The organism is Streptomyces sp. NPDC088157 (assembly GCF_044741545.1).
Taxonomy (GTDB): Bacteria; Actinomycetota; Actinomycetes; order Streptomycetales; family Streptomycetaceae; genus Streptomyces.
Window position 1 is genome coordinate 239,731 of record NZ_JBIUSU010000004.1, and the last position, 22,367, is coordinate 262,097.

At 68.6% G+C, this 22,367-nt stretch carries 20 protein-coding genes and 1 pseudogene; 7 read left to right on the forward strand and 14 right to left on the reverse strand.

Annotated features, from left to right (window positions below):
• Positions 1-55: 55 nt before the first annotated feature.
• The 6 genes from ACIPFH_RS16970 to ACIPFH_RS16995 form a co-directional block, all read right to left on the reverse strand.
• Entirely contained in the window at positions 56-1,642 is a 1,587-nt protein-coding gene (locus ACIPFH_RS16970) for a Na+/H+ antiporter (protein ID WP_401827278.1), read from the reverse strand.
• A gap of 67 nt (positions 1,643-1,709) precedes the next feature.
• The gene (locus ACIPFH_RS16975; protein WP_401827280.1) at positions 1,710-2,081 is read right to left on the reverse strand and encodes a DUF2255 family protein; all 372 of its coding nucleotides are present in this window, start codon (positions 2,079-2,081) and stop codon (positions 1,710-1,712) included.
• A gap of 112 nt (positions 2,082-2,193) precedes the next feature.
• Positions 2,194-2,619, reverse strand: coding sequence for a nuclear transport factor 2 family protein (locus ACIPFH_RS16980; protein ID WP_401827281.1), 426 nt, complete (start codon positions 2,617-2,619; stop codon positions 2,194-2,196).
• A gap of 116 nt (positions 2,620-2,735) precedes the next feature.
• Positions 2,736-3,752 carry a zinc-dependent alcohol dehydrogenase family protein gene (locus ACIPFH_RS16985; RefSeq protein ID WP_401827283.1) on the reverse strand — a complete coding sequence of 339 codons (1,017 nt, stop codon included), beginning with the start codon at positions 3,750-3,752 and terminating at the stop codon, positions 2,736-2,738.
• A 35-nt stretch (positions 3,753-3,787) separates the two neighbouring features.
• A complete protein-coding gene (locus ACIPFH_RS16990; RefSeq protein ID WP_401827284.1) occupies positions 3,788-4,195 on the reverse strand; it encodes a cupin domain-containing protein in 408 nt (135 codons plus the stop codon).
• Positions 4,196-4,293: 98 nt separating this feature from the next.
• On the reverse strand, positions 4,294-4,626 hold the full coding sequence (locus ACIPFH_RS16995; RefSeq protein ID WP_401827286.1) for a carboxymuconolactone decarboxylase family protein: 333 nt from the start codon (positions 4,624-4,626) through the stop codon (positions 4,294-4,296).
• 419 nt (positions 4,627-5,045) lie between these two features.
• On the opposite strand from ACIPFH_RS16995, the gene ACIPFH_RS17000 reads away from it, so the two are divergent.
• The 3 genes from ACIPFH_RS17000 (at position 5,046) to ACIPFH_RS17010 (ending at position 7,388) form a co-directional block, all read left to right on the forward strand.
• Positions 5,046-5,915, forward strand: a complete 870-nt coding sequence (locus ACIPFH_RS17000) for a helix-turn-helix domain-containing protein (protein WP_401827288.1) — start codon at positions 5,046-5,048, stop codon at positions 5,913-5,915.
• Positions 5,916-6,019: 104 nt separating this feature from the next.
• Positions 6,020-6,889, forward strand: a complete 870-nt coding sequence (locus ACIPFH_RS17005; RefSeq protein ID WP_401827289.1) for a helix-turn-helix transcriptional regulator — start codon at positions 6,020-6,022, stop codon at positions 6,887-6,889.
• 367 nt (positions 6,890-7,256) lie between these two features.
• Positions 7,257-7,388: a hypothetical protein gene (locus ACIPFH_RS17010; RefSeq protein ID WP_401827290.1), complete on the forward strand. Its 132-nt coding sequence runs from the start codon at positions 7,257-7,259 to the stop codon at positions 7,386-7,388.
• Between the two features lie 232 nt (positions 7,389-7,620).
• Here the strand turns inward: ACIPFH_RS17010 and ACIPFH_RS17015 are convergent, their stop codons facing one another.
• Complete coding sequence (locus tag ACIPFH_RS17015) at positions 7,621-8,877, reverse strand: SGNH/GDSL hydrolase family protein (protein ID WP_401827291.1); 1,257 nt, start codon at positions 8,875-8,877, stop codon at positions 7,621-7,623.
• Between the two features lie 842 nt (positions 8,878-9,719).
• Here ACIPFH_RS17015 and ACIPFH_RS17020 point away from each other — a divergent pair.
• A complete protein-coding gene (locus ACIPFH_RS17020; protein WP_401827292.1) occupies positions 9,720-10,709 on the forward strand; it encodes an aldo/keto reductase in 990 nt (329 codons plus the stop codon).
• Positions 10,710-11,109: 400 nt separating this feature from the next.
• Here the strand turns inward: ACIPFH_RS17020 and ACIPFH_RS17025 are convergent, their stop codons facing one another.
• Positions 11,110-13,122 carry a DHA2 family efflux MFS transporter permease subunit gene (locus ACIPFH_RS17025; RefSeq protein WP_401827294.1) on the reverse strand — a complete coding sequence of 671 codons (2,013 nt, stop codon included), beginning with the start codon at positions 13,120-13,122 and terminating at the stop codon, positions 11,110-11,112.
• Positions 13,123-13,557: 435 nt separating this feature from the next.
• On the opposite strand from ACIPFH_RS17025, the pseudogene ACIPFH_RS17030 reads away from it, so the two are divergent.
• From ACIPFH_RS17030 to ACIPFH_RS17040, 3 genes and pseudogenes are all read left to right on the forward strand, one after another.
• Positions 13,558-14,747 (forward strand): annotated as a pseudogene (locus tag ACIPFH_RS17030) (glucose-6-phosphate dehydrogenase).
• A 119-nt stretch (positions 14,748-14,866) separates the two neighbouring features.
• Positions 14,867-16,105, forward strand: a complete 1,239-nt coding sequence (locus tag ACIPFH_RS17035) for an MFS transporter (protein WP_401827295.1) — start codon at positions 14,867-14,869, stop codon at positions 16,103-16,105.
• An 83-nt stretch (positions 16,106-16,188) separates the two neighbouring features.
• Complete coding sequence (locus ACIPFH_RS17040; protein WP_401827297.1) at positions 16,189-17,151, forward strand: SDR family NAD(P)-dependent oxidoreductase; 963 nt, start codon at positions 16,189-16,191, stop codon at positions 17,149-17,151.
• Positions 17,152-17,266: 115 nt separating this feature from the next.
• Here the strand turns inward: ACIPFH_RS17040 and ACIPFH_RS17045 are convergent, their stop codons facing one another.
• From ACIPFH_RS17045 to ACIPFH_RS17070, 6 genes are all read right to left on the reverse strand, one after another.
• Positions 17,267-18,199: an NADP-dependent oxidoreductase gene (locus ACIPFH_RS17045; protein WP_401827298.1), complete on the reverse strand. Its 933-nt coding sequence runs from the start codon at positions 18,197-18,199 to the stop codon at positions 17,267-17,269.
• A gap of 176 nt (positions 18,200-18,375) precedes the next feature.
• Positions 18,376-19,245: a helix-turn-helix domain-containing protein gene (locus tag ACIPFH_RS17050; protein ID WP_401827300.1), complete on the reverse strand. Its 870-nt coding sequence runs from the start codon at positions 19,243-19,245 to the stop codon at positions 18,376-18,378.
• A gap of 170 nt (positions 19,246-19,415) precedes the next feature.
• Entirely contained in the window at positions 19,416-20,114 is a 699-nt protein-coding gene (locus ACIPFH_RS17055) for a type 1 glutamine amidotransferase domain-containing protein (protein WP_401827302.1), read from the reverse strand.
• A 25-nt stretch (positions 20,115-20,139) separates the two neighbouring features.
• A complete protein-coding gene (locus tag ACIPFH_RS17060) occupies positions 20,140-20,532 on the reverse strand; it encodes a nuclear transport factor 2 family protein (protein WP_401827303.1) in 393 nt (130 codons plus the stop codon).
• A 53-nt stretch (positions 20,533-20,585) separates the two neighbouring features.
• Complete coding sequence (locus ACIPFH_RS17065; RefSeq protein ID WP_401827304.1) at positions 20,586-21,185, reverse strand: flavodoxin family protein; 600 nt, start codon at positions 21,183-21,185, stop codon at positions 20,586-20,588.
• A gap of 36 nt (positions 21,186-21,221) precedes the next feature.
• Positions 21,222-22,214 (reverse strand): alpha/beta hydrolase, encoded by a 993-nt coding sequence (locus ACIPFH_RS17070; protein WP_401827305.1) that lies wholly within the window; start codon positions 22,212-22,214, stop codon positions 21,222-21,224.
• Between the last annotated feature and the right edge of the window lie 153 nt (positions 22,215-22,367).

A 22,367-nucleotide genomic window follows, 5' to 3' on the forward strand; every position in this document is an offset into this window, starting at 1 on the left:
CAGCGGGATTCCTTCTCGTGGGGATCGCGTCGGCAAGGCAAAAACCGCAATCGGCCTACTCCACCTGCTCGCCTCCGGCCAACCGGACCTCTTCGTTGTCCAGGGTTGCCTGGAGCCGGCGGAGCACGGTGTCGTCGATCTGCGACTCGTCGCGCAGGCGGACGACAGTCGCACGCTTTGTGGCGATGAGGGCGAGGCGGAGGTCGGTGTAGTGGCGGTTGTGGAGCAGGGCGGGATCGTCGTCGGTGCCCGCGCCCCTTGCTCGTGCGGTCGCCAGGTTGGCCTCGTACTCCTGGCGCAGCCACTCCATGACCTCGGGGGTGGTGCCCAGTTCGGCCGCGAGTCGGGGCAGCGCCTTGATGGCTTCCTCGGTTGCTGTGGTCTCGGCGAGGATCTGCTCCTCGTCGACGGAGGTGTCGCGGGGCAGTCGGGCCCAGCGCACCACACCCGGCAGCAGCAGCCCCTGCACCACGAGGGTCACCACGATGACGCCCGAGGTGACGAAGACAATGAACGCTCGGCCGGGGAACGGCTCACCCGAGTCGAGGGTCTCCGGCACGGAGAGCGCCACGGCGAGCGACACCGCGCCCCGGAAGCCCGCCAACCCGCTGACGACACGAGCCCGGTCGCTCATTCTCCGCAGCCGCTGCTCGGGACGCCGGTCGATCACGCGGATCAGGTAGGCGGACGAGAACAGGAACGCGAACCGGACCGCGACCAGGACCACGCTGATCGCTCCGATCGCGATCAGGGCATCCTGGAGGTCGGAGCGGCTCAGGTGACGGAGTGCGTATTGCAGTTCCACCCCGACCAGGACGAACAGCGCGCCGTTGATGATGAACGTGGCCAGTGGCCAGAAGGCCAGTGCCTGGCGGCGGTGATCGGCGCGGATGAGGCTCGGAGCCACCTGGGCCATGATCAGGCCGCTCACGACGACCGCGAGGACGCCGGAGGCGTGGATCTGTTCGGCCAGCAGATACGCGGTGAACGGCGCCAGAATCATGACGAGGTTGCCCAGCAGGGGATCGTCCAGCCGGCGTCGCAGGTTCATGTTGACCCAGGCGACCGCAACGCCGACCGCGGCCCCGCCGCCGTATGCCAGCAGGAACAGCGCTCCGACGTGCGGCAGGGTGAGGTGCTCCTCGCCGACGGTGATACCGACCGCCAGGCCGTAGATGACCAGTGCGGTGCCGTCGTTGACGAGGCTTTCCGCGCGCAGCACGGTGATCTGACGTCGGGGGAGAGAGCCGGCCAGCGCGCCGACCGCTGTGGCGTCGGTGGGAGCGACGGCCGCACCCAGAGCCCACGCCGGTCCCCACGGCAGTCCCAGCGCGTGCCCGGCGACCGCCACGGCCCCTGCGGTGAGGATCACCAGGACCGTGCTCAGCAGGACGATGCCGCGCAGGTTCGTACGAATCTCCCGCATCGACGTGGTCAGACTCTCCCAGTACAGCAACACGGGAAGGAAGAGCAACAACACCACTTCGGGCGGGAGTTGGGTCTGGCGAACGGCTGGGACGAGGCCGATGACCGCGCCCACGACGAGCAGCACGACGGGCGGCGCGACGCGGAGGCGCTGCCCCAGAACGTTGCCCACCAGCACGGCCGCACCCAGGACGACGACGAGTTCGAGACCGAGCATGGTGCTTACTCCTGTGCGGGACTGGCTGTCGGTGGTGGCTCAGAGGCTTCCACCGGGATCGACTTGGTCATCGGGGCACCAGTCGCAGTGTCGTGGCGCGCGCCGCGACCATGGGGTTGACGTATGCGCCGCCGAAACGGCCGTACTTGGTCCGGTATGCGATGTCGACGCGGTCGTTGATCTCGGAGTCCGCTACGTGGACGAAGGTGACGTCCTTGTCGACGCCGCCGGAGCGGATGTGCCCCTCGCGGCCGGCGCGGGCCGTGCGCCACCAGCCGCCGTCCGTCCCGCGGAAGGAGCGGACGTACAGGTCGTCGCCGGCGCGGACGACCCAGATCGGCACGGGACCCCGCAGTGTGCCGTCACCGCGGCGCGGCGCCATCTCCAGCTCGTCGGCCGCGGCGATGCGGTCGAGCTCGTCTTTCGTCCATTGCGTCATCGGAGTTCTCCGGTCGAGGAAGCGGCGAGCGGGGCGGACATGCGGGAACTTCTGAGGCCGGGCAAGGTGTTAGGCGGGGCCGCTGGGGTGGAGGGCGCCGGAAGACTCGTGGTCAGGCGGGAGTGGTGGTGAGCCGCTCACCGAGGTGGGTGCGGGTGATGCCGAGTGAGTCCTCGAAAACGCGATAGTCGTTGATCATTCCGTCGGCGACGGTGAAACGCAGGATCGTCTCGCTTTCGAGTACCTGTCCCGAGGGGTGGAACCGGGAGGAGTACCGGCCCGGTGCCAGGACCCGTCCGTCGGCCTCCACCATGGTGCCCAGCTCGAATGACAGCGGCTCGACGGCGGCGAAGAACGCGGTGAGGGACTGCCGGATCTCCTCCGCACCGGTGCGGCTCCCTGCCCACGGGGTCAGCGCCGGATCGCCCGGGATCGTCCAGGTCGCCTCGGGTGTGAAGTGGGAGAGGACGCGCTCCACGTCGCGGGTGCCGAAGGCGTCGAAGTACGCCTCGACGGTGGCGATCGCCTCGCTGGTCATGGCTGTCGGTCCGTTCTGTCTGGCGGCTGCGACGGGTCGGCGGCCGAGCCGCCGCTCGTCGGGGTCGGCGGTGGTGAGCGATGTCGACCGGCGCCCACCACCGCCCGGGCTTCAGGTCACGGGCGCAGCAACGCCTTGATGGCGCGGCGCTCGTCCATGGCCTTGTAACCTTCTGCGACCTCGTCCAGGGGCAGGGTGAGGTCGAAGACCTTGCCCGGGTCGATACGGCCGCCGACGACGCGGTCGATCAGGTCGGGAAGGTAGGCGCGCACGGGAGCGGGACCACCGCGCAGACCGACGTGGGAGAAGAAGAGCTCCTGGCCGTCGATCTGCACGTCGTGCGGCATGCCGACGAAGCCGACGTTGCCGCCGGGGCGGGTGGACTGCAGGGCCTGGTGCATGGACTGCTGGGTACCGACGCATTCGAGGACCGAGTCGGCGCCGAGGCCGTTCGTCAGTTCCTTGACGCGGGCGACGCCTTCCTCGCCGCGTTCGGCGACGATGTCGGTCGCGCCGAATTCCTGTGCCAGCTTCTGCCGGGACTCGTGCCGGCTCATGGCGATGATGCGCTCGGCGCCCAGCTCCTTGGCGGCGATGACACCACACAGGCCCACCGCGCCGTCACCGACGACCACGGCTGTCGAACCAGGCCTGACCTCGGCCGCCTTGGCGGCGTACCAGCCGGTGCCCATGACGTCGGACAGCGTCAGCAGGCCAGGGATCAGCTCCTCGGCCGGCTGCTCCGGGGTGGCGACCAGGGTGCCGTCGGCGAGGGGGACGCGGATGTACTCGGCCTGGCAGCCGTTGGGGAAGTCCCGGTGCATGCAGTTGGTCTGGTAGCCGGCCTGGCAGTTCGGGCAGGTGTTGTCGGAGGCGATGAAGGAGCCGATGACGAACTGGCCGGGCTTGACGGTCGAGACGTCGCTGCCGACCTCCTCGACGATGCCGACGTACTCGTGGCCGATCGGCTGCGGCTCGGTGACCGGGTTGATGCCGCGGTAGCTCCACAGGTCGGAGCCGCACACACACGTGGCGACGGTGCGGATGACCGCGTCCGTGGGCGCCACGATCTTCGGCTCGGGGGCGTTCTCCACCCGGATATCCCCGGGCGCGTGAATGATGGTTGCTCGCATGATGGCTTCCCAGTTCCTTGCGGTCTGTCGTGGCGTCAGGGGTGGGTACGGGTGCTGACGCGCGGGCCGTTGTAGTCGTCGTCCGGGACGTGCTCGAGCCAGGTGGTGTCGTCCGTCTCCCACAGGGCGAGATGGACCATGAACTGGTTGCGCGCGGCACCGTGCCAGTGCTCCTCACCCGGGGGTGTGTGGATGACGTCGCCGGGATGTGCCTCGAGAATGTCGCCGCCACGGGACTGCACCAGGGCGATGCCTTCGACGATGTGGAGGGTCTGGCCAAGAGCGTGGGAGTGCCAGGCGGTACGGGCTCCGGGAGTGAATCGGACCAGGTTGGCCCGCATCCGCGAAGGGTCCTCACCGCGGTGGATCACGTCGGCGTAGGCGTCGCCGGTGAACCACTCGGCCGGGAGCTTCGTGGTGGGAGGCCGCTTCAGCAGTTCCATGGGGTGTCGTCCCTCTGGTGTGGTGCTGCCACCGGACCGCGCGGCGGCGGTGTGTGGGGGAAAGAGCCCGTGATGTGGGGTGTGCGGGCAGAGGAGCATCAGCCCGCCTGGTCGGACTTCTCCACGATCTCCTTGAGCTGGGTCATCGCGGTCATGGCGTTGGGCCATCCGGCGTAGAAGGCGAGATGGGTGATGGTCTCGATCAGTTCGTCCTTGGTCACGCCGTTCTCCAGCGCCTTGCCGAGGTGGAAGCCGAGCTGGTCGGATCGGTACAGGGCGGCGAGAGCGGTGACGGTGACGAGGCTGCGGTCGCGCGGGGACAGACCCGGCCGCTCCCAGATGTCGCCGAACAGGACGGTGTCGGTCACCTCGGCGAGCTTGGGGGCGAACTCCTGGATGGCAGGCGGCGCGAACTTCTTCCGTTCTGACATGAGGTGGTGCTCCTGGCGTGGTTTCGGGTGGGGGGACTTCACGCTGCCCGGCCGTCGACGACCGGGGCTGGGTGGGCTGCTTGACCGAGGATCGAGGCGAGGGCGGGAGGAGTAGTGGCACACACGGCTTTCGAGGCGTCTGGCACGGGCATCAGGGTCTGTGGGGGCCACCGGTGAGCGCCAGCGTGTTGCCGAGGAAGGGGACATCCGTCCGCACTGTCTGGCCTCGCTTCCTCCGCCTTCCACGGGAATACTGGATATCGGTGACATTCGGGAAATCATTCTTTCCGGCGGTCACGTCACCGACCCTGTCACTTTCCCAGGAACCTGCAAGGGGAGAATTTCATCCGGGGAACCCCTTATCCAGGGGAGAAATCCTTACCCCCCTCCCGGCGGTCGAGCGATGCCACACTGGCGTCATGGCCGGCGACGCGCATCTGAACGAGCTGGGAGAAATCCTCAAGACGCGGAGGGCCGAGCTGACTCCGCGCGCCGTCGGTCTGCCCGACACCGGTGGCCGACGTGTGCCCGGTCTGCGCAGGGAGGAGGTCGCCCTGCTCGCCGCCATCAGCACCGACTACTACACACGGCTGGAGCAGGGCCGCATCCAGCCGTCTGCGTCAGTGCTGGCCGCGCTCGCCCATGTGCTGCGCCTGTCCGATCACCAGCGTGACCACTTGTTCGAGCTGGGCGGCCGACAACGGGCACGACACCGCCGTCCGGCCGCACAGAAGGCACATCCGCAGTTGCGCCGCCTGCTCGACGATCTCACCTCGAGTCCTGGCGTGGTGATCGGCCGCCGTATGGACATCCTGGCGTGGAATCCGCTCGCCGTCGCCCTGTTCACCGACTTCGCGAAGGTGCCGGAAGGCAGGCGGAACTGCGTCCGTATCCTCTTCACCGATCCCTCCATGCGGACGCTCCACGCAGACTGGCGAGCCGTCGCCCGTGACTGCGTGTCCCATCTGCGCAGGGAGGCCGCCAAATACCCCGAGGATCCGCAGTTGATCAACTTGGTCGGCGAACTCTCCGTGGAGGACAGGGAATTCGGTCAATGGTGGGGCAGTCGTCGAGCGCCGTCGCGCAGGGCGGGCGTCAAGAGGTTCCGCCATCCCCTTGTGGGCGAACTCGTCCTGGACTGGGACACCCTCGTCTGTGGTGGCGATCCCGATCAGGAACTCGTTGTCTGGACGGCGGAGCCGGGCACGCCGTCGTACGACGGCCTGCGCGCCCTCACCTCGCGGGCCACCGGTCGGCCCGACGGGCTCACGTCCGGTCAGCCCGGCTGATACGCCCATCTCCTCGGCCCCGCCGCTTTGCGAAGGACAGACGGCAGACCCGGGAGAAAATCTTCCCCCTTACATTTCGGCTGAATACTGCGACACTCGCTGCTATGTACACTAAAGTTCAATTGCCTGAACTGGGTGAATTCCTCAAGGTGTGCCGGGCCCGACTCAGCCCGCGGACCGTCGGTCTGCCCGAGTCCGGGACGCCCCGGCGAGTGCCCGGGCTACGCCGTGAGGAGGTCGCTCAACTCGTGGGGATCAGCACCCACGCCTACGCCCGGCTGGAACAGGGGCGCGCCCCGGTGCCGAGGTCGGTGCTCGTCACGCTCGCCAGCGTCCTGCACCTCGACGACGCCCAGCGCGACCACCTCTTCGAGCTGGCTGCGGGGGGCGAGTGCGAACCGCGCCGCCGGCCAGTGCACAAGGTGCACCCGCAACTCAGACGCATCCTTGACGAGCTGACCGCGACCCCCGCGCTTGTCCTCGGACGGCGCCTCGACATCCTCGCCTGGAATCCTCTGGCGGCCGCTCTGCTCACCGACTTCGACAATGTGCCCGCCAAGAAGCGCAACTACGCGCGGCTGATGTTCACCGACCCCGCCTTCCGAGAGCTCTGCCTCGACTGGAGGACGAGCGCCCGCACCTGTGTCGCCCAGCTGCGCGTGGAGGCCGCCCGGAACCCCGGCGACCCCGGACTGACCGCGCTCGTCGGCGAGTTGTCCGTCGCCGACGCGGACTTCCGGCAGTGGTGGGCAGGACGCCAGATGAACGGCCGGCTGATGGGCACCAAGCGGCTGCGTCACCCGATCGTCGGCGATCTCACCCTCGACTGGGACAGCCTGACCTGCACCGCTGACCGTACGCAGAAGCTGGTGATCGCGACCGCCGATCCCGGTACCCCTTCCCACGACGGGCTTCTGTTCCTGGCGTCGTGGACCGCGGAACCGGACGAGTCCGCGCTGGGTGCAGCAGCCTGAGGTCCCCAGGTTCAGGTGTGGCTCGCCGACAGCCGCAGGATTGGCGGATCGTCGTGGCCGCCCGACGCGGCGGCCAGGCCGCCGCCGTGGAGGGCCCCGGCGAGGGGAGGGACGCTCTGCCTGCCCGCACTCGGACCGGGGCATGCCCTGGGGCCATGTGTGACGGGCGCGGCCCCGGGGCGCCGAGAGAGGTACGAGCGTTCCCGGCGGAGCCCGACGACTTGCGACGGCAACTCGTCGACCAGTTCGACCAGGTCCATCGGCCGGTCGGGTCCCCACCAGTCGCCAAGCGGTTCGGCGAAGGAGTCCTGGCGGCGGCCGAGAGCCTTGCCGGGCCTCGAGCCCCGCATCGGTGAGGGGCGTATTCATGCCCTCGCGGACGGCCGGACGGCGCTGTCCGATCTCGTCCAAGGCGCTCTGGACCACCGGCAGCGGCACCTCGCTGTACTCGGCGAGCCGCGTCGACGACAGCGACCGCGTCGGCCACAGCCCGCAGTAACAGGGCGGGAATTCGACCGTGGCACGCGGATCGGCTTCGAGCTCCGGGAGGGGGCGTCGTAGGCGACGGGGTCGGAAGCCGGCGTGTGCCCAGGCTCGTCCGTGCGCGCACCCGCCTTGTCCAGAGACTGTCTCTGCTTTCCGTCGGGCTGTCGGTTGGCGTCTTCAGCCATGGCGCCGCGCATCTCGTTCACCTGCAACGTCGTGCCGCTCTGTGCATCGGACCGCGCGGGTCAGTGCAGCTGCGCGAGGTCGATGGCGTTCGCCATCGCCTGGTCGCCCACGGAGTTCGGGTGCAGGTGGTCTCCGCTGTCGTAGGCGGCGCGGAGCTTCAGCGGGTCGGACGGGTCGGCGACGGTCTTGGCGAAGTCGATGGTGCCGTCGAAGGCATGACTGGTGAGGATCCAGTGGTTGACCTTCTGGCGGATCGCGTCGCCGGAGGCGGTGTAGTAGGGGCCGCCCTTGGTGTTGGTGTAGGCGGCGTCCTTGTAGGGCAGGAGGGTGCCGCCGTAGATGCGGACGTGGGCGGCGTGCGCCTTGGCGATCAGGGCGCGGTAGCCGTCGATCAGGTCCCGGGCGGTCAATGACTTGCCATCAGGGCCGGCGTTGTTGCCGATGTCGTTGATGCCTTCGAGCAGGATCACGCTGCGGACCCGGGGTTCGCCGAGGGCGTCGTGGGCGAAGCGGGCCGATCCGCTGACGCCGAGTTCGGGCTCGGCGGCCGGTGCGTCGGTCAAGAGCCGGTTGCCGCTGATACCCGCGTTCACAACGCCCACGCGGCTGCCACCCGGCTGCGAGGTGAGGCGGCGGGCGAGGTCGTCCGGCCAGCGGGTGTCGGTGCCAGGCGAAGAGGCGAATCCGTCGGTGATGGAGTCGCCGAAGGCGACCAGCGTGCCGCGTGCGCGGGGGGTGAGAACGTCCAGGCCCTCCAGGAAGTACCAGGAGCTGGTCGTGCTGGGGTAGTTCGCGGTGCCGGTGTCCGCGGTGTGGTCGCCCGTCGTGGAGACGTAGTTGGTGTCCCGGGCCACGGAGTGGAAGGTGGCGGGGCCGGTCCTCTCCGGAAGATAGATGCTCACCAACAGATCCTCATCGGCGGCGGTGGTGAAGTCGACGGCGTCACTGCGGAGTTCCCTCCCTGCTGGGACCACCGCTCCGGTGGCGCCGCGGAAGGTGACCTTGTGCCGGGTGCGGGCGGCGACACCTCCGCCCGAGGTGCGTACGGCGACGTTGACGGCACCGATCACCAGCGGCGCGCTGCCGTACTTGTTACTCAACCGCAGCCGCACCTTCTGTCCCGCGGCCGTGGTGTGCACCACCATCCGCACTGTCTGATGGGAGAAACTCGGCCCGCCTGCCGTCGTGCCCGCTTCCCACCCACCGGCCCATGGCTGCCCGGCCGCGCTCGCCGTCGCGGTCCCGGAGGCGGCGAGCGTCCCGGACACCAGCAGTGCCAACGTGACCTTGTGGGTACGTCGGGTGCGCAAGTTCATGGTCATCCACTCCTTCTTTTTGTTCGAACAGGCGTTCAGGGTGGCGCCCGGCTCAGGTGATATGTGGCGGGTACGTCGTCGGCGCCGGAGGACTGGGCCGGCCGTCATCGGCTGTGTTGACGTTCCGACCGGTGGAGTGCACTCCGCGCCGCCCGGTACGGCAGGGGTGTTGGCGTCGTACATCTCGCGGACGACGGCGACGTTCTGGGATCCCAACCAACGGTGTGGCCATGTGCGCTGTGGTCACGCCCTTGCAGCGTTGCCTCAAACGCCCGCGCTAAGGGGGGAAAGATTTGTACCTGGATAGGTGACGATCGGGCGGGAACGCGGCTGTCCGCAGGTCTTCTCAAGCCGGGGAACCCGATGCGGGATTCGGGAATCCCCGACTGTCTTTCGCGTGACCCGTAGGCAACCGAGCGCAATGGAGTAGCCGAACTATGGCACCGGAGAAATTGGCACCGGCCGAAAGCGAGCGTTACACCGCGAGATGCTCGACTTCTGTGCCGAGCACTTATCGGCGCCGACATCGAGGTGATCTCCTCCTACCAGGTCAGCAAGGCTTGCGACGCAAGTCGGCCTGCGGCGTCCGCTACCGCTCAGTCATCGACGCCGCGACCATCTCCTGATCTGAGTACGGCCGTGCGCCGGGTCGGCAGTCGCTCGACCGCAGACCCCGCGCGTCGCATCTGAGGCGTGCACGGCCGGTACACCCCCACACCCGCGCGGCGGAGCGCACCGTCGCCCCGGGTGGCCCGTCGACGAGATGACGGCCGCCTCCGGACACTCCGGCCGTGCGCGGAACGGTCACGTAGCCGTCCCGCGCCGCCAAGGAAAGGACACCCATGCACTACGCACACCTCGGCCGCAGCGGCCTGAAGGTCAGCCGCCTCGCACTGGGCACCATGAACTTCGGCGACGCCACGGACGAAGCCACCAGCTTCAAGATCATGGATGCGGCGGTGGACGCGGGCATCAACCTGTTCGACACCGCCGACGTGTACGGCGGCCCGCAGTCACCCGACATGAAGCAGGGCTACGGCCTGTCAGAAGAGATCATCGGGCACTGGCTCGCCCAGGGCGGCGGACGCCGAGACCAGATCGTACTGGCCACCAAGCTGTACCAGCCGATGGGCCCGGGCCCGAACGACAAGTACCTGTCCGCGTACAAGATCCGCCGGGCGGTCGAGGCCAGCCTTCTGCGCCTGCAGACCGACCACATCGACCTGTACCAGATGCACCACATCGACCGGTCGACGCCGTGGGAGGAGATTTGGCAGGCCATGGAGCAGCTGGTCCGCGAGGGCAAGATCACCTACGTCGGCAGCAGCAATTTCGCCGGGTGGCAGATCGCCACTGCCCAGAACGCGGCAGCCAATCGCCACTTCATGGGCTTGGTGTCCGAGCAGAGCGTCTACAACCTCACCGCACGGACCGTCGAGCTGGAGGTGATTCCCGCCCTGCGCCACTACGGGATCGGGCTCATCCCATGGAGCCCGCTGGGCGGCGGCCTCCTCGGTGGAGTCCTGCAGAAGATCGAGAACGGCCGCCGCGCTTCTGCCCAGATGCAGCAGACCATCGAGCGATACCGGCCCCAGTTGGAGGAGTACGAGGCCCTGTGCGCTGAGATCGGCGCACAGCCCGCCGACGTCGCGCTGGCCTGGCTGCTGCACAACCCCGTCCTCACGGCCGTGATGGCAGGCCCCCGCACGCCCGAGCAGCTCGCGGCCAGCCGGCGGGCTCTCGACGTGCAGCTGTCGGACGACACCCTGCGCAGGCTTGATGAGATCTGGCCCGGCCCCGGTGGAGAGGCCCCCGAGGCATACGCCTGGTAGACCACGCAACGGCCGATCCGTGAGCGGGGCGGGATGGTGCCTGCTGATCCCGGTGCCGTTTCTGCGGCCAGGGAGTGCAGCAGGCGGTCCTCGTGTCGTCTGACGATCGAACTCCAGGTGATCCGGCGCCCGGCTCATGCAGGGCACGGTGAAGACATGCTCGCCCGTGATGCCCAGCGCGTGGCGGCGCGCCGCCAAAATGCGCAGTCCGGAGGCGGCGGAGAGCAACACCCGCGCCAGTTCGGCGCAGGCCCTCCTCCTCAGATCGGGCCCTGACCGATGGCCCATCTGCCCATACCGGAAGTGCGACGAAAACCTCTTCGACCAGAAGGCCACTGGCGGGCAAGCAGCGCTCGTTCGCCGCTCGACACGGCGCGCATGCGGTCCACCTGCAGCGCGATCAGCCGGCCCGCCCCCGGTTCGAGCCCGGTAGCTGTGATGTCAGGTCCTCGACCAGTTCGACCAGGTCCGTCGGCCGGTCGGGCCCCCACCAGTCGCCGAGCAGTTCGGCGAAGGCGTCCTCGCGCGCGGCCGACAGCTTCGCCGCGACCTCGTGCCCGGCATCGGTGAGGAGCAGGTCCATGCCCTCGCGTGTGGCCAGAGACTGCTGCTCGATCTGCTGCAGGGCAGCCTGGATCACTGGCAGCGGCACTTGGCTGTATTCGGCGAGCCGCGTCGGCGACAGCGATCGTTCCGGGCGCAGTGCTCGCAGCAGCAGCCAACTGGAGGCGGGCAGCAGGTCGTATCCGGCCTTGGCAGTGATCTTCTCGTAGATGCCGCGCCGTCCCTCCCGCGACCCGAGCACGGACAGGGCCCGCTGCACCTCCTCGCGGGAGGAGCGGTGCACGGGGTGGGCGCCGATGGTCTGCGCCAGGTCGGGCGCGGTGACCGAACCGCGCAGCCTGTCCTCCTTGAGCAGCCAGGACAGCGCGAAGGCGAGCAGAACGATCGGGGCAGCGTAGAGGAACACGTCGGTGATCGAGGTGGCGTACGCGTGCAGTGCGGGCGGGCGCAGCTCGGGCGGGAGTCCGGCGATGGCACGCGGGTCCGCCTCGAGCGCGGCGGCCGTCTCCGGCGGCGCCGAGCCGGTGAAGGCGCCGCGCAGCTTGTCATCGAGCCGACCGGTGAAGACCGTGCCGAAGACGGCGACACCGAAGGCGGAGCCGATCGACCGGAAGAAGGTGACCCCCGAGGTGGCGACGCCCAGATCCTCGTACGACACCGCGTTCTGCACGATCAGTACCAGCACCTGCATGACCAGGCCGAGCCCGAGGCCGAAGACGAAGAAGCACAGGCTCATCTCGATGTCGCCGGACGACTCCCTGAGCCGGTGCAGCAACAGCAGCCCCACGGCGGTGACGGCGGTGCCGAGCACCGGGAACACCTTCCAGCGCCCGGTACGCGAGACGATCTGGCCCGACACCGTGGACGTCAGCAGCAGTCCGACCACCATCGGCAGCATGTGCACACCTGACATGGTGGGCGACACCCCCCGCACGACCTGCAGGAACGTCGGCAGATAGGTCATCGCGCCGAACATCGCGAAGCCGATCACGAAGCTGATCGCCGAGGAGAGCGTGAACGTACGGATCCGGAACAGCTTCAGCGGAAGCACCGGTGCGGTGGCCCTGCGCTCGACGAACAGGAACCACCCGAGCAGTACGGCGCCCAGGACCGCGGTCCCGGTCAGCGGGACCGACGTCCATCCCCAGGTCCTGCCGCCGAGCGAGGTCACCAGGATCAGACAGGTGGCGACGGCCGCGATCAGGAGCGTGCCGAGGTAGTCGATCCGGTGCTTCTCGGCCCGGACCGGGATGCGCAGCGCGGCGGCGATCACGAGCAGGGCGACGGCGCCGACGGGCAGGTTGATATAGAAGACCCAGCGCCAGCTGAGCTGGTCCACGAACAGCCCGCCGAGCAGCGGCCCCAGGACGCTGGTGGCGCCGAAGACGGCACCGAACAGTCCCTGGTAGCGGCCCCGGTCCCGGGGCGGCACGATGTCGCCCACGATCGCCATCGACAGGACCATCAGGCCACCGCCGCCGAGGCCCTGCACGGCACGGAAGGCGATCAGCTGGGACATGTCCTGCGCCAGTCCGCACAGCGCCGATCCGATCAGGAAGATCACGATCGCGGCCTGGAAGAGCCTCTTGCGCCCGTACTGGTCGCCGAGTTTGCCCCACAGCGGGGTCGCCGCGGTCGAGGCGAGCAGGTAGGCGGTGACGACCCAGGACAGATGGCTCATCCCGCCGAGGTCGCTGACGATCGTCGGCAGCGCGGTGGAGACGATCGTCTGGTCGAGTGCCGAGATGAGCATGCCGAGCAGCAGCGCGCCGATGGACACCCGCACCCTGTGCCGGTGGCCCGCAGCCTCCTGCGGGCCTGCCGCCCGTTCGCCCATGTCCTGGGCCATTGCCGCCTCCTGAAGTCGAATTCTTCGTGAGCTTGCCGGGCGCGGCATTACGTCGGAATTCACATATCTGTTCCGGAGTGGCTGACGATATCCACGCGGCAGGAAATGCGCATCGCGGCGTGAGGGGGAGGGATTCGTACCCTGGATAACTCGTACCGGGGAGGGAAAACTTCTCTTCACTTTCTCCTCGGCAACAGCAAATTTGTTGTCGAACGCAGAACTGCGCAGATGGATACGCAGACGGGCCGCGTCGCCTCGGGGGCCATGGCGAACGTCCGCCCTGTCTGGTCCCGGGTCGAAGGAAGCGAGTCACGGATGACCAGAGCCGTACCTCCGGCGAGTAGCGCCGTCAGTTCTCCGGCAGCCACGATGCGCGCCGGCGTACTGCTTCCCGTCGCGCTGGTCGCCGCCTACTACGGCGCCTATATCAAGGTGATGTCCCCGCCCACTGTGTTCGACAAGTTCGCCGCGCTGGTGAACTACGCTCGCGTCGACTACGACGACCCCGCGAGCTTCACCGCACTCGCCGACCGGATCCGGTCGTACGGCTTCCTGACGCACTGCGTCGCCCTGCCGCCGTCCACCTATCCCGTCATCGCCCAGCGGCTGGCAGAAGCCGGTCTGGCCGACGACGCCCGGCTCGTCGTGGAGAAGCCCTTCGGACGCGACGCGCACTCCGCCCGCGCCCTGCAGAGCGAAGTGACCCGGCACTTTCCCGAGGCACGTCTGCGCCGCGTCGACCACTTCCTCGCCAAGGACGTCATCGAGGGCCTGCTGACCTTCCGCTTCGCCAACACCGCCGTCAACGCCGTCCTGGACCACCGCCTCGTACGCAGCGTCCAGATCACCATGGCCGAGGACTTCGACGTGGCCGACCGCGGTGGCTTCTACGACGCGACCGGTTGCCTGCGCGACGTGGTCCAGAACCACCTGCTGCAGATGCTCGCCTACTTCGTCATGGACGCACCGCGCACCGGCTCGGCTACCGACGTCCTCGGCGAACGCATCCGAGCCCTCCGCGCCGTCCGTACCGTACGGCCGGAGAACTTCGTACGCGGCCAGTACGACGGCTACCTCGACGTCCAGGGCGTCAAGGCGGGATCGACCGCTGATATCTACTGCGCCCTGCGCACTTGGGTCGGCCTCGATCGCTGGACCGGAGTCCCCTTCACCATCCGGGCGGGCAAGGCCATGGCCGCCACCGCCATCGAGATCATGGTCGAACTGCACCGGCCCGTCGAGGACTACTTCCACACCGCCGGCGCTCAGCAGGCCCCCGCGAACCTGCTGCGTTTCCGCATCAGCCCTCGCGCGGGCGTCACCTCGATCCGCTCGCCCAGCACGAAGGAGAGGCCACCGAGGTCGACCAAACAGCCGCGACGGCCGACTTCACCCACCTCACCGGAAACAACTCCGTCGCCTACACCCACGTCCTGGGCGACGCCATCACCGGCGACCCGCGCCGCTTCACCACCATGGACATGGTCGAGGAGCTCTGGCGCATCGTCGGCCCCATCCTCGACCTGCCCGGCACTCCTCACCGCTACGGCGTCGGCAGCTGGGGCCCGGCGGAGGCCGACCACTTGGTCACCGACGGCCGTTGGCTGCCCCTGGAGCAGGCCTAGCCCAGCCGCCTTGCTCCGCGAGGACAGGCCGAGCGCCACGAAGACCTCCGCTGTCCCGTGGAAGTAATCCGCCTCACCCTGAAGATGCCGTCGGCCCGCACTCACCTGGACACCAACCCATGGCTACCCCGGACACCCCCACGCCGCCCACCGCGAGCGTCCCCGCCGCAGCGGACGGGGACAGGATGAGCCGCGGCCTGACCCTGCTGTTCGCGATCGCCGGCGGCATCGCGGTCGCCAACCTCTACTGGGCACAACCGCTGCTCGACTTCATCGGCCGCGACCTGCACGCCTCCACCACCCTCGCGGGCTGGCTCGTGACAGCCACACAGCTCGGCTACGCGGCCGGAGCACTGCTGCTGGTCCCACTCGGCGACGTCCTCGACCGGCGCCGGTTCATCCCCGGGATGTTGCTCTGTGCGGCCCTCGCCCTCATGGCCTGCGCGCTCGCCCCGTCCATCGGCTCGCTCCTGGTCGCGGTCACCCTCCTGGGCCTGACCACGGTCAGCGGACAACTGCTCACCCCACTCGCCGGTGACCTCGCCGACGACACCAACCGCGGGCGGGTGGTGGGGACGGTGGTCTCCGGGCTGCTCATCGGCATCCTCACCTCCCGCACCCTCAGCGGACTCCTCGCCGATGCCGCCGGATGGCGCGCCATCTACTTCGTCGCCGCAACAGTTTCCACCGCCTTCGCGTTGCTTCTTCACCGTACGATCCCGCCGCTCGCCCCGAAGGCCCGCCTTGCCTACCCGCAATTGTTGCTCTCGGTCTGGCACGTCATCCGGCAGGAGCGGGCAGTGCGCTGGACCCTGTTCCTCGGCGCCACCGCCTTCGGCGTCTTCACCATGTTCTGGACCGCCCTGACCTTCCTGCTCAGCGCGGAGCCGTTCTCCTACTCGGTCTCCGTCATCGGCCTGTTCGGCCTCGTCGGCCTGGCCGGGGCGCTCGCCGCCCAGCGTGCGGGGCGGCTCCACGACCGGGGCCTGTCGATGCCGGCGACCGGATGGGGATGGGCCGCGATCGTGGTCTCCTTCGTCGTCGCGGCCTTCGCCGGCCGTTCCGCAGCGGGGATCATCGTGGCCGTCGTGCTGCTCGACATTTCCGTACAGGGTGTGAACATCCTCAATCAGACGCGGCTGTTCGCGCTCGCGCCGGGGGCCCGCAGCCGCCTCAACACGGCCTTCGTCACCTGCAACTTCGTCGGTGGTGCGGCAGGCTCCGCCGCCGCCTCCAGCCTGTGGTCGGGCGGCGGTTGGACAGCCGTCTCCCTGACCGGCGCCGGCCTCGGCTGCGTCGCACTCCTCGCGTGGGGCCTTGGCCGCCGCGGACCGCTTCTCAACAAGCGAAGAGCCTGAACGCCTGCCCCAGCACTGTCAGTTGTGGGTCACAGACGTCGACACCCAAGATTTCCGCTGCTCAAGTTTGGAGCGTTTCAGACATGACCACCACACAGCACAAGATCGGCTCGGGCTACGACGCCACGAGTACCGCCGACGACGTCCTCCAGAGCATCGACCTGAGCGGGAAGCTCGCGATCGTCACCGGCGGTTACTCGGGCATCGGCCTGGAGACCACCCGTGCGCTCAGCCGCGCCGGTGCCCGTGTCGTCGTCCCCGCGCGCAGGCCGGCCGATGCGCAAGAGGCGCTGGACGGGGTTCCCGGAGCCGAGGTGGACGAGCTGGACCTCGGCGCCCTGGAAAGCGTGCGCGGCTTCGCGGACCGGTTCCTCGCCTCAAGCAGGAGCATCGACTTCGTCATCGACAGCGCCGGGATCATGGCATGCCCCGAAACGCGGATCGGGCCCGGCTGGGAGGCCCAGTTCGCGATCAACCACCTCGGCCACTTCGCCCTCGTCAACCGTCTGTGGCCGGCCCTCGCAACCGGCGGCGCACGGGTCGTCTCCGTCTCCTCCGGCGGCCATCACATGTCCGGCATCCGCTGGGACGACGTCCAGTGGGAGCGGGGTTACGACAAGTGGCAGGCGTACGGGCAGGCGAAGACCGCGAACGCGCTCTTCGCCGTGCACCTGGACAGGCTCGCCAAGGACTCCGGCGTCCGCGCCTTCGCCGTGCATCCCGGCGTCATCATCACACCGCTCCTGCGCCACGTTCCCGAGGCGGAGAGGGTGGAGTTCGGCTGGTTCGACGAGGATGGCAACCTGCGCGACCCCGACTTCTTCAAGACCCCGCAGCAGGGCGCGGCCACGCAGGTGTGGGCGGCGACCTCCCCCCAGCTGGCCGACCTGGGCGGCCTCTACCTCGAGGACTGCGACGTCGCCGAGCCCGCTCCCGCCGACGGCGAGATGCGCGGTGTCAAGGACTGGGCGACCGACCCTGAGCAGGCAGCACGCCTGTGGGAGCTGTCGGCGGAGTTGACGGACGTGAACGCGTTCGCCGCGTAGTGCGTGTCCACCTTGGAACTGATTCTTCATGGCTGCGGCCGGACGTAGTACGACGTCCGGCCGCAGCCATGAGGTGGCGCTGAGGGCCGCCCCTCTATGCCCATACGTGACTCTGTCAGAACGTCAGAACCAGGCGGCCCCGCACGCCGCCCGCGGCGAGGAGCCGGTGCGCCTCGACGGCCTGCTCCGCCGGAAACGTCCTGGCCACCCGGGGGGTGATCTGACCGTCCTCCGCCTGCTGCCGCAGCCGGTCGAGCTTGGCGCGCTCCCGGGCGTAGCGGAACACGACGATCGGCTCGTACACGATGCCTCGTTCACCGGGACCGTCGTAGCCGCGCAGCGTGACCACCCGGCCGCCGTCGCGCACCGCCCGGGCGGTGAGAGCACCGAGCGAGGCGCCGTCGAGGAGTCCGTCGACGCCCTCCGGGACCTCCGTGCGTACCTGGTCGGGGTACTCGGCGCCGCGACGAAGGACGATGTCGGCACCGAGTTCCTTGACCAGGGTCTCGTCCTGCTCCGACGCGTCGGCCACCACCCGCAGCCCATCCGCCTTGGCCAGTTGAACGGCGTAACCGCCCACCGCGCCGGCCGCTCCGGTGATGGCGAGGGTTTGTCCGGCCTCCAGGCCGAGCGTGTCCAGCGCCAGGCGAGCGGTCAGGCCGTTCATCGGCAGCGTCGCGGCCTGCACGTTGCTCGCGCCATGTGGGGCGCGGACCACCGACTCGGCCGGTACGACGACCTGCTCGGCGTAGGCGCCGTGGGAGCCGTCGGTAAGCACGATCGCCATCACGTGGTCGCCGACGCTCAGGTCCGTGTCGGTACCCGCGCCGATCTGGTCCACGACGCCGGCGGCCTCCATTCCGGGAACGAACGGCGGCCGGGCGTCCGGGGACGGGGCGGGTCCGCTGCGCTGGAGGGCGTCGACCGCGTTGACGGTCGCGGCGCGCACCCGTATGCGTACCTCCCCCGGACCCGCATCTGGGACAGGCAGGTCAAGAACCTGAAGCACTTCCGGCCCACCGAATTCCGTGAAACCCACAGCCTTCATGCGAACACCTCATTGTCTGACATGCGGTCGTTGAGGTGTCCGACCTTTCCGTCTCGGGTCCGCCTGGAAAAGGGGAAACATCTTGGCGGGGATAGGGCCATAGGGGGGACGCATCTCTACCCCTGTGCGTGACACATCACCGCCGGCCTGCGCTTGCGGAGGCTCTTGTGGAGGGCTCAGGTCGCCGCGTCGGACGCCGTCGGCTTCTGGTCGGCGGCCCAGGAGGCGAGGAGGCGCAGTCCGTCGTGGGAGGGGGTGCCGGGTTCGGCGTTCCACACGATGATGTGCTGGTCGGGGTCCGTGCCACAGGTGAGTGTGTTCCAGTCGAGTGTCAGCTCGCCGACCACCGGGTGGCGCAGCTTCTTGACGCCCTGGCCCCGCATCGCGACGTCGTGTTCGGTCCACCACTGCCGGAACTGCGCGTCGCGGGCGGAGAGTTCCTCGACCAGGGCGGTGAGGGGCTGGTCGTCGGGGTAGCGCGCGCTCTCCATGCGCAGTTGGGCGATGGCCAGCCGTGTGACCTCTTCCCAGTCGACGTACAGCTCGCGCATCCAGGGTTCGGTGAACAGTAGTCGTACGAAGACGCGCTCCTGCTCGGGGTAGCGCCCGAAGTCGGTCCACAGGGCTGCGGCGAGCTGGTTCCAGCCGAGGATGTCGGTGCAGCGGCCGATGACGAAGGCCGGGGAGGCGGTGAGATCGTTCAGCATGCGCTGCAACTGCGGGTCCACCTGCTGGCGCTCGCGGTACGTGGACGGGCGCACCCTCTCCTTCGCCGCGAGGTCGAAGAGGTAGGTGCGCTGATCGTCGTTGAGTCGCAGGGCCTGGGCGATCTCGTCGAGGAGGGGAGCCGACGCCTGGAGCCTGCCCTGCTCGATCCGTGTGTAGTACTCGGTGCTGATCGCGGCGAGGAGTGCCACTTCCTCCCGGCGCAGACCCTTCACACGCCGCCGTGGCCCGCCGCGGAGGCCGACCTCGGAAGGGGTGAGCTCGGCCCGACGGGCCTTGAGGAACTCACCCAGCTCGTTCAGACGCGGATTGCGGTTCATGGCCTTCAGCCTGGCACAAACGTCGCATCTTGTGGGGGGTACAGATCCGTCCCCTGCCTGATCGGCCAGTGGGCGACGATCCCCTCGGGTGATCGGTCGGCCTCATGACAGGACCGGTGGCCCGGGGCGCGAGTGCGCACCGGGCCACCGGCGGAAATGTTCGCGAGTCGTCAGCTCAGCGCCTTGACCAGTTCCTGGGCGAGGGGAACGGCCGAGTAGGGGTTCTGGCCGGTGTATAGGGTGCGGTCGACCTGGACGTGCGGGGTGAACGGGTCCGCCTCACGGTAGTCGGCCTTGAGTTCTCCCACGAGACGGTCCTGCAGCAGCCACTTCGCGCGGTCCGCGAGACCGTTCTGCTTCTCCTCGGCGTTGGACAGGCCGGTCAGACGGTAGCCGGTGTACGGGGAGGTGCCGTCGGGGCCGATGGTCGCCAGCAGCGCCGCCGGGCCGTGGCAGACCAGGGACACGGGTTTGCCGGAGGCGAGCCAGTCGGTGAGCAGCCTGCCGGAGGCGGCGTCGTCGGGGAGGTCCTCCATGGGACCCCAGCCGCCGGGGTAGAAGACGGCCACGTAGTCGTCGATGTCCACGTCCTCGATGCGCATCGGGTGCGCCAGCTCGGTGGCCTCCCGAAGCGCGGTCCGCATGCGCTGGGCTCCTTCCTCGCCGCCGTTGAAGTCGGGGGTGAGGCTGAGGGCGTCGGCGGTGGGCGGTACGCCGCCGGGGGTCGCCGCGGCGATCTCGTATCCGGCCTCCTTGAAGACCTGGTAGGGGCCGAGGGCCTCCTCGGCCCAGAAGCCGGCGGGCTGTCGTGTTCCGTCGGCCAGCGTCCAGTGGTCGGACGCGGTGATCACGAAGAGGATCTTCGCCATGGGGAGCTCCTGATGAGGGGGAGAATCAGCCCTTGAGGGCTTCCTGGAGGACGTGGCTGTCGGCGGCCTGCCGCATTTCCACGGCCTTGCCGTCACGGACGGTCCACATGTGGATGAAGCGGACGTCGGCCTTGTTCCCGGTCTTGGTCTCGGCGTGGTAGTGCCCGTAGACGAAGACATGGCCGGTCTCGTCCGCGTAGAACTCCTCGGGCACCGCGCCGAAGGACTCGTAGTTCGGCATCGTCTTGCCGAAGAAGTCCGTGGCCACGCTGTCCCAGCCGTGGTAGACACCGCTGTTCGGGAAGCCGGGGGTGATGTTCCAGACGAAGTCCGGAGCCATCACTTCCTTGGTGACCTCGGGTGCCATTCGGGACTCGTAGACCCGGCGGATGAGGGCGAGGCTCGGGGAATCCGACATGGTGTGCTCCTTGCGGGGGGTGGATGAAGCGGAAAGCGGAAAAGGTCCTGTGATCAGGCGGCGAGGGCGGTCCGCCCCGCGCGGAAGATCGCGGCCTGGCGTGCGACGCGCGCGCCGAGGTGCTCCGCGGTGGCGATGTCCGACGTGTGGACCGCCTCGGGGCCGGCGTCGGTCGGGCTCTGGGCGCCGGCGCCCAGGAAGAAGCCCAGCCGGTTGATGTCGTCCTCGCTGCTCTTGGTGGAGTCCCAGCCCGGCAGCAGACCAAGGCTGATCCAGTGCATGCCGTGCTGGGCGGCGAGGGTGGCGAAGTAGCCCAGGGTGGAGGACTTGTCGCCGCTCTTGGCGCCGGAGTTGGTGAAGCCCGCGGCGAGCTTGTCCACCCAGGCGTGCGGGAACCAGCGCTTGCTGGTGGCCTGGGCGAAGGCGTGGAAGGCCGCGGAGGCGGTGCCCATGTACGTGGCGGAACCGAAGATGATCGCGTCGGCGGCGTCCAGCTGTGCCCATTGCTCGTCGGTGATCGTGTCGACGGAGATCGAGACGACCTCGGCGCCGGCTCCCGCGGCACCGCGCGCCACGGCTTCGGCGATGACGGCCGTGTGGCCGTAACCCGAATGAAAGGCGATGGCGACGGTGGGCCGGCCGGAAGGTGACATGGTGATCCTGCTCCTCCAACTATTTCTTCGGCGGGGCTAAAGGACGGCGAAGAATTTCACCATCTTGGTGAGCGCCTGGTCCATGTACCCCGGAACGTCGTACATGGCGATGTGTGTCGCGCCGTCGACGACGAACAGTTCCTTCGGACCCTTGGAAAGCTCGTACGCCTGGTCGCTGAAAACCTTGGTGTCCGCCTTGCTCCCCGCGATGAGGAGCAGGGGCTGGGTGAGCAGTTCCGGAATCTGGTCGAACGCAGAGAATGCGAACATCTTGTCCATGCTGGTCAGCAGGAAACGGCCCTTCGAGTTGGGATGCTGACCACGCGGAGTCCGGTAGTAGTCGTATCCCTCACGCAGGAGGTCCGGTGTGGTGTCGTCGATCTCCTCCAGCGTCTCCGGGACGAACGGGGCGTAGGCAGGTGCTGCTCCCCTTGCCTCCGCTGTGCGCTGCTGAGCGGCCATTTCCAGGGTCTTGATCTGCTCGGCGACCGGGGACAGGTGCCCGAGGAAGCCCCTGGAGCCTTCACCCATCGGAGCTGCGCTGACGGTCGCCACCGCCTTGAAGCGGCGTTCGGTCTGGGCCACGCTGATCGCGTAACCGCCGCCGGCGCAGATACCGAAGACGCCCATCCGCTCGGTGTCGACGTACGGGAGAGTGGTGAGGAAGTCCGCCGCGCAGCGGGCGTCCTCGACTCTGGTCGTCGGGTCCTCGAGGAGACGCGGTTCGCCGCCGCTTTCGCCCTGATAGGAGGAGTCGTAGACCACGGTGACGAATCCGTGGGCTGCCAGTTGCTTCGCGTACTGGCCGATGGTCTGTTCCTTGACACCGCCGGCCGGGTGAATTCCGACGAGGGCCGGGTACTTCTTTGCCTTGTCGAAGTCGTCCGGCAGGTGAAGGTGGCCCGCGATTTCCACTGCCTTGTTCCTGAATGAAACAGTCTCGACCATGGCGCCTGTCCCTTTGTCGCCCACAACCTGCCAACCGGCGGTCCGCACACCATAATTCGCCGGTGCCGAGATGATGTCCACTCGCGATGGGGGGAAGAAACTGTCCCCTGGATATGAATTACCGGGTAGGTGGCTCCCCGTGTCATTCCGCGGGTGCGTTCCAGCCCTGCGAGGACCAGGTCGAGGCACTGCTCTCGGTGCTTGGGCGGCCACGGGCCGGGACCACATCGAGTG